15 protein-coding genes are annotated in these 12,854 nt (G+C 38.6%); 14 read left to right on the forward strand and 1 reads right to left on the reverse strand.

Annotated elements, in window-relative coordinates; all coding sequences use genetic code 11:
* From gspF to KO495_RS00265, 9 genes are all read left to right on the forward strand, one after another.
* Positions 1 to 1,233, forward strand: a complete 1,233-nt coding sequence (gene gspF, locus KO495_RS00225; RefSeq protein ID WP_215978382.1) for a type II secretion system inner membrane protein GspF — start codon at positions 1 to 3, stop codon at positions 1,231 to 1,233.
* An 89-nt stretch (positions 1,234 to 1,322) separates the two neighbouring features.
* Positions 1,323 to 1,754 (forward strand): type II secretion system major pseudopilin GspG, encoded by a 432-nt coding sequence (gene gspG, locus KO495_RS00230; RefSeq protein ID WP_215978383.1) that lies wholly within the window; start codon positions 1,323 to 1,325, stop codon positions 1,752 to 1,754.
* Between the two features lie 42 nt (positions 1,755 to 1,796).
* Positions 1,797 to 2,426 (forward strand): type II secretion system minor pseudopilin GspH, encoded by a 630-nt coding sequence (gene gspH, locus KO495_RS00235; protein ID WP_252738716.1) that lies wholly within the window; start codon positions 1,797 to 1,799, stop codon positions 2,424 to 2,426.
* Complete coding sequence (gspI, locus tag KO495_RS00240) at positions 2,419 to 2,811, forward strand: type II secretion system minor pseudopilin GspI (protein ID WP_215978384.1); 393 nt, start codon at positions 2,419 to 2,421, stop codon at positions 2,809 to 2,811. The genes gspH and gspI overlap by 8 nt, the downstream gene beginning before the upstream one ends.
* Positions 2,812 to 3,504 (forward strand): type II secretion system minor pseudopilin GspJ, encoded by a 693-nt coding sequence (gene gspJ / locus KO495_RS00245; RefSeq protein WP_215978385.1) that lies wholly within the window; start codon positions 2,812 to 2,814, stop codon positions 3,502 to 3,504.
* Entirely contained in the window at positions 3,501 to 4,547 is a 1,047-nt protein-coding gene (gene gspK / locus KO495_RS00250; protein ID WP_354668349.1) for a type II secretion system minor pseudopilin GspK, read from the forward strand. The genes gspJ and gspK overlap by 4 nt, the downstream gene beginning before the upstream one ends.
* Complete coding sequence (gene gspL, locus KO495_RS00255) at positions 4,547 to 5,827, forward strand: type II secretion system protein GspL (protein ID WP_215978386.1); 1,281 nt, start codon at positions 4,547 to 4,549, stop codon at positions 5,825 to 5,827. The genes gspK and gspL overlap by 1 nt, the downstream gene beginning before the upstream one ends.
* Positions 5,828 to 5,917: 90 nt before the next feature.
* Complete coding sequence (locus tag KO495_RS00260; protein ID WP_215978387.1) at positions 5,918 to 6,388, forward strand: type II secretion system protein M; 471 nt, start codon at positions 5,918 to 5,920, stop codon at positions 6,386 to 6,388.
* A gap of 88 nt (positions 6,389 to 6,476) precedes the next feature.
* A complete protein-coding gene (locus KO495_RS00265; RefSeq protein ID WP_215978388.1) occupies positions 6,477 to 7,235 on the forward strand; it encodes a type II secretion system protein N in 759 nt (252 codons plus the stop codon).
* Positions 7,236 to 7,267: 32 nt separating this feature from the next.
* Here the strand turns inward: KO495_RS00265 and KO495_RS00270 are convergent, their stop codons facing one another.
* Entirely contained in the window at positions 7,268 to 8,230 is a 963-nt protein-coding gene (locus KO495_RS00270) for a pyridoxal-phosphate dependent enzyme (RefSeq protein ID WP_215978389.1), read from the reverse strand.
* 148 nt (positions 8,231 to 8,378) lie between these two features.
* Between KO495_RS00270 and KO495_RS00275 the strand changes: the two genes are divergently transcribed.
* From KO495_RS00275 to mshL, 5 genes are read left to right on the forward strand one after another with little or no spacing between them, the layout of a single operon-like run.
* Positions 8,379 to 9,395, forward strand: coding sequence for a hypothetical protein (locus tag KO495_RS00275; RefSeq protein ID WP_215978390.1), 1,017 nt, complete (start codon positions 8,379 to 8,381; stop codon positions 9,393 to 9,395).
* Entirely contained in the window at positions 9,395 to 9,997 is a 603-nt protein-coding gene (locus KO495_RS00280) for a PilN domain-containing protein (RefSeq protein WP_215978391.1), read from the forward strand. The genes KO495_RS00275 and KO495_RS00280 overlap by 1 nt, the downstream gene beginning before the upstream one ends.
* Positions 9,997 to 10,728 carry a hypothetical protein gene (locus tag KO495_RS00285; protein WP_215978392.1) on the forward strand — a complete coding sequence of 244 codons (732 nt, stop codon included), beginning with the start codon at positions 9,997 to 9,999 and terminating at the stop codon, positions 10,726 to 10,728. Before KO495_RS00280 ends, KO495_RS00285 begins: the two co-directional genes overlap by 1 nt.
* Positions 10,721 to 11,032, forward strand: coding sequence for a hypothetical protein (locus tag KO495_RS00290; RefSeq protein WP_215978393.1), 312 nt, complete (start codon positions 10,721 to 10,723; stop codon positions 11,030 to 11,032). The genes KO495_RS00285 and KO495_RS00290 overlap by 8 nt, the downstream gene beginning before the upstream one ends.
* A 52-nt stretch (positions 11,033 to 11,084) precedes the next feature.
* Positions 11,085 to 12,803 carry a pilus (MSHA type) biogenesis protein MshL gene (gene mshL / locus KO495_RS00295; RefSeq protein WP_215978394.1) on the forward strand — a complete coding sequence of 573 codons (1,719 nt, stop codon included), beginning with the start codon at positions 11,085 to 11,087 and terminating at the stop codon, positions 12,801 to 12,803.
* The last annotated feature ends 51 nt before the right edge of the window (positions 12,804 to 12,854 follow it).

Consider the following 12,854-nt stretch of genomic DNA (forward strand, 5'->3'; position numbering starts at 1 on the left):
ATGGCAGCATTTGAATACCAAGCGGTTGATAGCCGAGGCAAAACTAAAAAAGGCGTTGTTGAAAGCGATACGCCAAGGCAAGCGCGTAATTTATTACGTGAGCAAGGGCTTATGCCAATTGAAGTTAATGCCACTTTAGCTAAGCACAAAAAACAAAACGAACAGTCAACACTGTTTTCAGGCAGTGGTGGCGGTAAGGTCTCGGCCAGTGAATTAGCGTTAATAACACGCCAGTTAGCGACTTTAGTTGAGTCAGGTTTGCCATTAGAAGAGTCATTGATTGCGGTCGCGGAGCAATGTGAAAAAAATCGTATCAAAAGTATGATTATGGGAGTTCGTACTAAAGTTACCGAGGGCTACGGTCTAGCTGAAAGTATGGGTGAATACCCTAAAATATTTAATCGTTTATATCGCGCTATGGTTGCGGCAGGTGAAAAGTCAGGTCATTTAGATAAAGTACTTAATCGCCTTGCCGATTACACCGAAAAACGCCAGCAAATGCGCTCTCAGCTGATCCAAGCGTTAGTTTACCCCATTATTATGACCGTGGTTGCCATTGGCGTTATTGCTATTTTATTAACTGCCGTTGTCCCTAAAATTATTGGCCAATTTGAGCATATGGGTGAGAGCTTACCAGGTACCACACAATTTTTAATTGCCAGTAGTGAGTTTTTACAAAATTACGGTTTGGTTATTGTCGTAATTATTGCTGCATTAATGCTGCTATTTTCACAATTAATGAAGAAACCAGCCTTTGAATTGGCATTTCATCGACGTTTATTAATTATTCCTGGGGTTGGAAAAGTAGCTCGCGGTATTAATACAGCACGTTTTGCCCGCACGTTAAGTATATTAACCGCAAGTGCAGTGCCGCTATTAGAGAGTATGCGTATATCAGGGCAGGTTTTAGATAATTTACATATTAAACAGCAGGTTAGTTCAGCCACAGATAAGGTTCGCGAAGGGGCAAGCTTGCGTGTATCGTTAGAGCAAACCAAGTTATTCCCGCCGATGATGTTGCATATGATATCCAGCGGTGAAAAAAGTGGTCAGTTAGAGCATATGCTTGGGCGTGCAGCGGATAACCAAGATCGAGAATTTGAAGCGTTAGTGGCGATATCGCTTAAAGCATTTGAACCTGCCCTTATGGTAGGAATGGCGGGTGTCGTACTGTTTATTGTTATGGCCATTTTGCAGCCAATTTTACAATTAAATAGCTTAGTTGGCGGTTAACTATTAACTAACAGAATATTGTGTAGTCACACTGTTTTTCAATAACAATTAAATTTTTCAAAAATAGTAATTAACGAGTAAGGAAATTTATGAATAAGCAAAAAAACCAAGGTTTTACCTTATTAGAAGTTATGGTGGTCATCGTGATTTTAGGTATTTTAGCGAGTATGGTTGTGCCAAATTTAATGGGTAGCCAAGAGCGCGCTAATATGCAAAAAGCTGTTTCAGATATTACAGCGCTTGAGACTTCATTAAGTCTTTATAAAATGGATAATTACGATTACCCAACAACAGATCAAGGTTTAGAGGCGCTTGTTGAGCGCAGTGATGTTGAACCTGAGCCACGTCGTTTTCCTGAAGACGGTTACATTAAACGTTTACCTAAAGATCCTTGGGGTAATGAGTATGTATTACTTAATCCCGGCGAAAATGGAAAAATGGATGTTTTCTCTGCAGGACCAGACGGTGAAGCAGGCACAGAAGACGATATTGGTAACTGGAATTTAGGTGACTTTCAGTAACCTGTAGCAATTAGGTTAAATGCACGGCAACAGATAATAAATATGATGGGTAAACTACAACGCAGAGCTATTGTCGCAAAAGGCTTTACCTTAATTGAAGTTATGGTAGTCGTAGCCATTATTGGTGTTGTGGCTACGCTAGTGCAATTTACTTTTGCCGGTAATCGTCCTGAAGACTTATTAAAAGAGTCAAGTGATCGCTTTAAAGCTATTTTTGAAGTAGCAAGTGACTATTCAATGCTTAACAACATTGAGTTGGGCGTAGTGATCAAAAAAAATAGTTATCAATTTTTAGGTTATGACGGCACGCGTTGGGCTGAAATTCCTGAGCAGAACTGGCTTAGTAATGTTGAGTTACCTGAAGGGGTCGAACTTAAAGTCGCTCTTGACGACTTGCCAATAGATGAGCCGTTATTGTTTAACGCAGACACCTTTAAAGAAAAAGCAGAAGATGAGTTCACGCTGCTATCAAAAGAAGAGCAAGAGCAACAAATTATTCCGCAAATTTATATTCTTTCTGGCGGAGATATTACCCCTTTTAGTGTTACTTTTCGTTTTGGCGAGCAATCCCCACAAGTGATGGCCGATGGTAATGTTCTTGATTTTGCGTATAAAGTTACAGGAATATATAGCGTACCGCTAACTACGCAAGGGCCGATGCTTGATGAATAAACTGCTCTTAAAGACACGCTTTAAACGTGGCTTTACTTTAATTGAAGTAATGTTGGCTATGGCTGTTTTTGCTATTGCAGGTGTGGCATTAGTTGGTGTTGCTGATAATAACGCCCGTCATGTTGCTTACCTTGAAGAAAAAATGTTTGCTGGTTGGGTGGCGTCAAACCAGTTGGTAAGCGCACACTTAAGTACTGCTTGGCCACCTAAAAACAACCTCAAAGGTGAGGTTGAAATGGCGGGGCGTAAATGGTTTTGGTTGCAAAAAGTGATTAAAACCGACAATAACGAAATGCGCGCTATTGTCATGGAAGTACGTCTTGATGTTGATGATGAGTCAGCGTTAAGTAGTGTTATGACTTACATTGCACAGGACGCGCCCTAAATGAATATTGTTTTAGGATGTTTGTCTGTTAATCAAAGCGCTACTCATCACAGTGCTGTGCTTAATAAAGCAGATAATAAAGGGTTCACACTGCTTGAGTTGATTATCGCCATTGCTATTTTCTCGGTGGTAAGTCTTGCTGGCTTTACTATTTTTGATACCGTACTAAAAGGCGATGCTAATTCAAAAGTGCGTAGTGAGCGACAAAATGAGTTACAACGCGCTTTTTTATTGATAGAGCGCGACTTTTTACAAATAGCCAAGCGTACTATGCGTATTGAAGGTGAAGCACCAGGTAATAGTTTTTTACTTAGTAGTGACGATAACTTTTTAGCGAATGAACAAGCTATTGCTTTTGTACGTCATGGTTGGACTAACCCAGGGTTATTGTTGCCGCGTAGTGACCTTCAAAGTGTTGCTTATCGACTAGTTGATAATACTCTAGAGCGTTTGCATTATAACTTTGTTGATGCAGTGGTTGGTGAAGCTCCGAAAATAAGGCCTTTGATTGCATTAGTTGAAAGTGTCGCTTTTGAATTTTACGATGGTAAAAAATGGCAGAATAAATGGTCAGGTAATAATTTACCTTTAGCGATAGCCATTGAAATTGAAACCAGTGATTTTGGTTTGATTCGTCGACAATTCTTAGTTGCAGGTGAAGCCCAAAGTACTGATGCAGGGGGCAATCCGTGAATAAGTTAGCGCCTAGTAAGACTATAAAAGCCACTGCTAAGTCGGCTTATTCACAACAAGGTGTTGCTTTAATTACGGTTATGTTGATTGTAGCGCTTGCTGCCATTATTGCTTCACAAATGACAACGCGCTTGCAAATGCAAATGCAGCGTAGTGTTAATGCTAGCTTTAACCAGCAGGCATATTGGTATGCGATGGGAGCCGAAGAGTTTGCTAAACGTATTCTCATCGCTTCGTTTAAAGGTGATGAAAGCGTAACTAACTTAAAACAACCCTGGGCGGCAGGCGCAACTAGTTACCCTGTAGCTTTTGGTAATATTGCCGGTGAAATTACTGATTTACAAAGTTGTTTAAACTTAAACGCATTACGTAAGCAGCAATCAGTAGATTCAGCTTCGCCAGCGGCTAAAACGCCTAATGATAAATTACCTGCGCGTATTGCTTTAGAAAAGTTATTGGTGGCATTAGCTATTGATGGGGTAAGTAGTTATGAAGCCGAAGCCATGGCTGATTCATTAAGTGATTGGCTTGACGATGATGGCTTTATCAGTGATTACGGTGCAGAAGATGATGACTATGCCAGTCGAGAATTTTCATATTTAGCGGCGAATAATTACTTAGCGAGTGTCAACGAATTACGTTTAATTGAGCATTTTACGGTGCCTGCTATTTTAGCGCTAAAACCGTATGTTTGTGTTTTGCCGCAAAGCAGCACACATAAAATTAATATTAATACCTTAGATGTTGAAAAAGCAGAATTATTACAAGCATTGCTCGGTTCAACGCTAGATGAAGCACAACAAATATTATCTGCACGAGATGAAAAAGGCTTTGAAAAAATTGAAGATTTTTATAGCTTGCCAGAGTTTAGTAAAATAGCGCTGGAAGATTGGCAAAAATCACAATTTACTATTGATAGTGAATACTTTTCATTAAAGGGTCATGCAGACTTTAGTGATAGTTTTTTCTATTTAACCTCTATCATGCAAGTAAAAAGCGATCAAAAAATTCAAATTATTAGTCGTACAATAGGACGTAACTAGTGGCAGAAACTTTATTTATACGCCTTGGTAGTCAAGCGCATAACACTATTCATTGGTTGATCTTAGCTAATGCAACGCATAATGAGCCTGAAATAATTGCCAGTGGTGAATTGGCAAATGCCGAGCAATTAAGCCAATTAACTGAAAAAGCTCAACAGCGGACAGTAAATATTATTGTACCCAGCTGTGATGTACTACTTAAAGCTCTAACCGTACCGGCTAAATCAACTCGTGCGATGCGTTTAGCTGCGCCTTATATGCTTGAAGATGCACTTGCGCAAGATGTTGAGCAATTATTTTTTGCTTATCACGAGCAAGCTAATGACGTGGCAGGGCATAACTGTTTTACAGCGGTGGTAAGTCACAAGCAAATGGCACTATGGCTAACTTGGTTGGCTGAAGCCAATATTGAAAGCCGCACTTTTTTACCTGAAGTACTGGCAATGCCACTGGCTGAAAATAATTGGTCGGCCATAACCTTAGGTAACAATCAACATGAACAAGTTATTGTTCGACAAAGTGCTTGGCAAGGCTTCACCGCTGACTTAGCTACGTGGCAATTGCAATGCCAAGCATTTAGTACGCTTAAGCAAAGCGAAGGTGGTGAGGAATCTTCAGGTGACAATGATGATTCAGATGAAGTGATTATTGAAAATTACTCACCTTTGCCAACCAGTGATGACTTAAGGTTAAGTCCAATGCCTGAAGAGTTACCGTTGGCATTATTGGCACGCAATTTTCACAAAGCTAAATTTAATTTATTGCAAGGGCAATACAAAGTAAAAGACGCGCGCAGTGGTGATGCTAAACAATGGCTGTGGGTAGCGGGTGTTGCAATGTTTGCCTTATTACTCAACTTAGGGTTTAAGGGCGTGCAATTATGGCAAATTAACGCACAACAAGTGGCAGTAGAAGAAGAGATTATCAACACCTATAAACAGGCTTTCCCTAATACTAAGCGTGTTCGTCTCTCTACTATAAAGTCGCAATTAAATCAGAAACTAGCGCAGTTAGGTGCAGCTAATAATGGTGAAGGTTTTTTAGCGTTATTTGTGAAAGTACAGCCAGCGTTTAATAGCGTACCTTCCTTAAAGCCTGATACGGTTAAGTTTGATGGTAAACGCCAAGAGCTACGTTTACAAGTAAACGCAAATAGCTACCAAGCATTTGAGCAATTTAAAAATGCGCTTGAGCAACAAAACTTATCAGTAAAGCTTGGTGCGCAAAATGCTCAAGGTGACGTGGTCTCTGGCTCATTTATTATTCGGAGCAAAGGCTAGTATGACTTCAATAAACATAGCTCACATCAATAAGAGTTGTTTGGTACTTTGCTTCGCGCAAAGTGAAATAAGCGTAAAGGAAACATCATAATGAAAGCATGGTGGCAACAGCTAAATAGTCGTGAGCAGGCGTTGATCGCAGCAATGGCAGCAGTGATTACTATTTTCATATTTTACAGTGCGATTTGGCAGCCGCTTAATAGCAACTTAATTAATGCGGATAAAAAGCTGGTAAGGCAACAGGCATTGTTGACTTGGGTTAATGAAAATACACAACGTTATAAACGTGCACAAGGTGTAGGCGGCTCAAGTCAAAGTCAGGGCAGTTTGTCAGGCATTGTTAACCGTAGCGCTAATTCATATCAATTAACCATAACGCGTGTTCAACCTCAAGGTGATGATATTCAAGTATGGTTAGATAGCGTTCCTTTTACCCAACTGCTGTTTTGGTTAGAACATTTAGTGAATAATGAAAAAATACACGTAGAGTCAATCGACTTAGCGCGTGCTGATCGCTCAGGTGAAGTGAAAGTAAGACGGTTGCAGTTAAGTAGGCATTAATCACAGTGCTAATGGTATTGTTCATCGCAATGTTATTACAATATATACAATAAGCTTTAGAATTTAAGCATAATAATTGAGAGTGTTAATGAAAAAGTGGTTTGCCCTTGGGGCGTTTTTTTTGATGAGTTATCTAGTTTTTATTATTGCGACATTACCGTTAGCATTTGTTATTAACAGCGTTAAATTGCCTAATCATATTAATGTGCAGGGTGTTTCGGGTACTGTGTGGCAAGGTGAAATAGCGCAAGTGGTGGTTAATCAAAATCATATTCAAAAAATCAACACAAAGCTCAGCTTTTGGTCTTTATTTACCTTAACACCCAAGGTAAATATCCACTTTGGTAATGATATTTTACCTGGACCACAAGGTGAACTGACGTTAGCAATATCACAAAGTACGCTTGAACTCTCTGATGTTACTTTATATGTTAAAGCTAATGATATTGCTCAGCAACTAAAGTTGCCATTACCTGTTACTGCAAAAGGCGATGCTGAATTACAGCTATCTTCAATAGCTATCTCTTTAAGTACTTATGAGTGCCAGCAAGCGCAGGGCAATGTGAATTGGATACGAGCCGGTGTTATTGCCATGAAACAAAATATCAAGTTAGGCCAGTTTGCGGCAGACTTAAGTTGTGAACAAGGAAAGTTAGCGGCGACAGTGTCATCTAACAATGATTTAGGGTTAAGCTTTACTGCCTTAGTAAGCGCGCAGCGTGGCAAAATTGCCGCGACAGGGCAAGGGCACTTAAAACCTGGGGCTAAATTTCCTGAACAATTAAAGTCGGCGTTACCTTTTTTAGGTAGGGCGGATGCACAAGGTCGCTATCGTTTACAATTTTAGTAAGTGATCATTAGGTGATCATTCGGTGAGCGTTAAGGGAGCGGTAATTTAGGCCAATCATTCGCGCGCAAGCGTTGTTGCTCTATCATGCCCCCTAAACCTTGTAAGCCGCCAGTGTGTAATAATACTATACGTTCATTCGTCTTGAAGTAACCTTGTTCAAGTAAGTCGAGTAACGCGAGCAACATTTTACCTGAATATACCGGTTCAAAGGTTAATTGGCTTTGTTCATTAAAGCGAATGATACGGGTAAGATCTTCAGGGCTAAATTTGCCATAACCACCGCGATGAAATTGCGTCATTAACTGCCAGTTTTGGTGGGTTTTTCCTTGTTCACTCAACAGTGCCTTTATTTCATTACTTAAATATTCTGCTTGTTTTAAAACCGCAATACCTAATAACTTATGCTGACTTTTAGTTTCAAACAATTGGCTATCGCCATCGATAAGCCCTGCTAAAGTGCCACCACTGCCAACAGGTGTTAAAAGAGTATCAAACTGTGTTTGTTGTGCTAGCTCGGCTATTACCTCACTTACGCCTTCAACAGCTAATTTATTACTACCCCCTTCTGGAATGATAAAAAAATTAGGATACTGTTGGCTTAATTCTAATAAAAAATCATCATCGAAACGGCGGCGGTAAGTTTTTCTATCAACAAAGTGACATTGCATGCCCCAATGTTTTGCCCAGCTTAAGGTGTAGTTATTTTCATATTGTGCTTCGCCTCGAATAATGCCCAAACAAGGCAAGCCTAATTGGTAGCATGCAAAGGCAAAAGCATGAATATGATTTGAGTAGCTACCACCAAAAGTTAAAGCGCCACTATAACCTTGTTTTTTTAGGTGTTCTAAGTTGTATTTTAGTTTGCGCCATTTGTTTCCTGAGATAATTGGGTGAAGTAAGTCATCTCGTTTAATTTCTACTTGCACTTTATGTTGAGTGAACAGTGGGTGATTAATTTTTTCTAGTGCTGAAAAGTTGTTCTTTAGCTTCATGGTGACTATGCTTGTGTTGATGTAACTTGCTTGTTAACAAGGAAAAATAGGAAATCACTTGCACCTTATGGGTAATTAAGGATAATGGATTAATGCTAATTTTAGCTGTTTCAGCTTAAATTTAATAGAATTGGTATAAAACAGATAAATGTCATTATTAACACATATAAGTAAATTATTCTCCAAAAAACAACCTGCTCAGGTTATTGGTATTGCCTTGCAACAACAGGTGATTTCACTGTGTTCAATACCTCAAAGCCAAAGCCAAAGCCAAAGCCAAAGCGAGGCGCAAACGCCTGAGCAGAGTAATACTGTTTTATTTGATGAAGGTAAGGTTGCTAATTCAGACTTTATTCTGGCTATTGAACAACTTGATAATAAACATAATTTAGCTGGGCAAGCTCATTTGGTGTTAAATGCTAGCCAAACGCAAATCGTACAAGTAGATAAACCTAGCGTTCCCGACAGTGAAATTTGCGCTGCACTGAAGTGGCAAGTTAAAGATCTTGTTTCTGTTTCACCAGAAAATATGGTGCTTGATTACTTTGATGGACCTGTGCTTTCAGGCGGCGTAGAAAAAATTAATGTTGTTTGTGCTGCTGTACCTGAACTTAAAAAATTAGTCGCAACTATAAACGATGGTGATATGAGCTTAATTAGCATTACTACGCCAGAATTTGCGTTTGCTAATTTAGTCGCCAAACAAAATGATGCGTGTTTATTAGTTTGTCAGCAGCCGAATGAGGAAATTCTGATACTGATTGTTAAACAAGGGCAGTTATTTTTTCATCGTCGACTACGCGGGTTTGCGCAGCTTGCTAATAACACAGAAGAAGAGTTAGCGGGTCATATTATTGATAATCTGAGTTTAGAAATACAACGTTCAACGGATTATTTTGAGCGACAATTAAAGCAGGCTCCTATTAAAGAGCTAAAAGTTTTAGTCCCGATAAAATTAGAAGCCTTTTTTGCTCGTAAACTAGCCGAAAACACTAATGTGCCTGTAACCTTATTAGCTTTACCTAAGCCTTATCATGAACAAAGAGAGTATGCGGCGGCATTAGGTGCAGTATTCGGAAGTATCGTTGATAATACGGCAGCTGTCGAACTTGAAAAAGCAACAATATCTGAACCACAGGCTCACAAGCTAGAAGGTGGTGTGTAATGGCGGGTAAATATAGCGTAAATTTACTGCAAACTGAGCTACTACCTGAACAAGTGTTATTGACGTTACCGCGAGTAATTGCTTTATGGGGGGTAAGTTTACTATTTATGCTGCTTTGGGCAATTATCGTCAATGTACAGTACGCTGCCCTAAGTGAAAAACATGGTGCTTTAGCGTTAGAAAAAAAACACCAAACTAAAGTCATGGAAGACTTAGAGCAACGATTAGTAAACCGTAAAGCGGATCCTTTATTAGAAGAAAAGTTAACAACCGTTAAATTATTATTACAACATAAAGATACATTGCTAACTAAGCTTACCGACACTAAGCAAATATTTGTTAGTGGTTTTTCTATGGCTATGACTGAACTAGCTGAATTGCATCATCGTGATATTCGTTTGCAGCATATTACTATTAGTAATGATGATATGAGCTTTGCTGGTATCGCTAAAAAACCAGAAACAGTACCTGCTTGGTTGTCAGGTTTTGAAAAATCTACCTTATTATCGGGTAAAGACTTTGTTCATTTTAGACTTGCAAAAAATGATGAAAATATGACAACGTTTATTGTTAGCTCTAGCGCAATTGCAGCAGGTGAATAATGAAAAAACAATGGCAAGAATATAGTCGAAAGTATTTAGAAATTACTCCTCGCGAGCAAATATTGATAATGTTAACGGGGTTGGTTGTGATTACTTTGGTAATATTTCACTTCTTCATCGATAATAAAATGGTTTCTAATAATGTATTTACTAATGAAATAAAACAGTTAGAAATAAATAACCGCACTTTGGTTTTATCTATTAATGAGTATAAACAAGCGTTAAAGCAAGATCCTAATCGCCTTGTACGTGAAAAAATATCAGCATTTGAACATAAATTGGCGAAAATTGATGAACAGCTACTCGCGCTTACGTCAGAACTTATTAACCCAATACAAATGCGCTATGCCTTACTTGACCTACTTAATGTTGCTAAAGGGGTTGAGTTATTGTCTTTTGAATTAATAGGTGCTGAGCCGCTACTAACTGTTGTTAGCGAACAAAATGATAAGTCATCCACTGCTCAGTTAACTTCAACCGTGAGTAATGGCGATGAGAAAATTGATAATAAAGCCCCTCAAAACATTGGTTTAAATTTATATCGACATGGCATAAAAATAAAGTTGGAGGGAGATTACTTTGCACTACAACAATATTTACATCAGCTAGAGCAACTTTCGTGGAAGTTTTTTTGGCAAGAGTTTGACTTTAAAGTAAAAGACTATCCGTTAAATGAACTATCGATAGAAATATATAGCTTAGGCTCTAAAAAGGAGTTTGTGGGTGTATAAACGTTTATTATTGCTTTGTTTGTTAATATCGCTCAATTTTTTTGAGGTGGCTCACGCAACCAGCGATCCAACAAAACCGTTTGCCAGTGAAGCGGCGTCTACTATTACTGAAAATAAACTGGTATTACAGTCGATTATTCACCGTGATAATGTGGCTATGGCAATTATTAATGGAAAAGTAATTAAGCAGGGAGCCGCGTTAGGGCAGTATCAAGTAGCACAAATTAATGATGATAATGTCGTTTTACATAGTGATGACGAAAATATAAAACTTTATATTTTTAAAAACAAAGTGTTAAGGTAGATTTTGATCTACCTTTTAGGTTTAATGCTTTTAAAAAAGTGACAAGTTAATAATGACAAAAACAGCAACTTTTATAAAAAAATCTACTTTAAGTACAGTGCTCTCAAGCTTGTTATTAACCTTGGTTGGTTGTCAAAGTGTGCCAAAAGAACCAAGTGAATTCAAAAATAACCTTGATCAAGCGATTAATGAAACCGCGACTTTACACGCGCCTAAACCGTTGGAGTCTGTTCCTAACTCAGTACAACAAGAGTTAATGCAACAAAGCATGCAACAAGCTAAAGATAGTTTGTTATCGGAAAAAAGGTTGCAAGTGTCGGCCAGTGATGTTGCCGCGAAAGACTTTTTTGGCGCTATTGTTGAAGGTTCAAATTATAGTGTTGCTATTCACCCTGATGTTGTCGGGCAAATATCTCTTAACTTAACTGATGTTACCTTAAGTGAGGTTTTGGATGTTGTTCAAGAAATTTACGGATTTGAAATAGTTAAAAGAGAAAATATTATTCAGGTTTACCCTGCCGGTATTCGCACCGAAACTATTGCTTTAAATTATTTATTTTTAAAACGCTATGGCACTTCTAGCACCAGTATCAATTCTGGAGGGGTTTCAGAAAACGATCCTAATAGCGGGAATAACAACAATAATAATGGCAATAATAACAGTAACGGAAATAGTGGCAGTAATAACAACAATAACAATCAGAATAATCAAAATGCAACGAGCGGCATTAACATTTATACCGAAAATGAATCTGATTTTTGGCAAGAACTAAAAGATACGTTAACTAGCTTTGTTGGTACTGAAAATGGCCGTTCAGTGATTGTTTCACCATTAGCGGGTTTAGTAACTGTTAGTGGTTTGCCATCAGAAATTAATGCAGTGAAGAAATTTATTCACGATACGGAAGCGCATCTGCATCGCCAAGTTATTATTGAAGCAAAAATCATGGAAGTAACTTTGAATGATGATTACCAACAAGGAGTTCGCTGGGATGAAGTATTAGGTAGTCTAGGTAATACCAACTTTACCTTTAATACTGCGGGTCAAATAGCGGGCAACTCTATATCATCAAAAATAGGTGGAAGTACGTCATTAAGCTTTTCGGGACCAGATTTTAGTGGTGTGATTGACCTATTGCAAACCCAAGGTAATGTTCAGGTGTTATCTAGTCCTAGAATTACCGCTACTAATAACCAAAAAGCGGTTATTAAAGTGGGTGAAGATGAATATTTTGTCACTGAAATTTCAAGCACTACTACCACTGGAACGGCAACCACAACAACCCCAGAGGTGACATTGACGCCTTTCTTTTCTGGCATAGCTTTAGACGTTACCCCGCAAATAGATAAAGATGGTGGGGTGATTTTACATGTTCACCCGTCAGTGACGCTAACAGACGAACAAAATAAATCGATTAAACTCGGTAACGAACTATTAGTGCTGCCATTAGCGTTAAGTAGTGTTCGTGAGTCAGACACTATTATTAAAGCGAAGTCAGGTGAAATTGTGGTTATAGGTGGTTTAATTGAAACCTATACTATTGATAACGAATCAAAAACGCCATTGTTAGGCGACATTCCATACTTAGGGGAACTCTTTAAAAGTAAGAGCGTTACTAGCCAAAAACGAGAGTTAATTATATTACTTAAGCCAATGGTTGTTGGCCAAGATACCTGGAAAACGCAATTACAAGATGCCCGTGACTTACTGAAAAAGTGGTATCCAGAAAATAAAGAAAGTTGCCAAGGTGACCAACAAGCGTGTAATTAATTTATAACGCTGCATTAATTCACTAGAGCTAACTTAGGCACATTTAAGCTT

It is taken from the genome of Colwellia sp. D2M02, assembly GCF_018860755.1.
In the GTDB taxonomy this organism is placed as follows: Bacteria; Pseudomonadota; Gammaproteobacteria; order Enterobacterales; family Alteromonadaceae; genus Colwellia; species Colwellia asteriadis.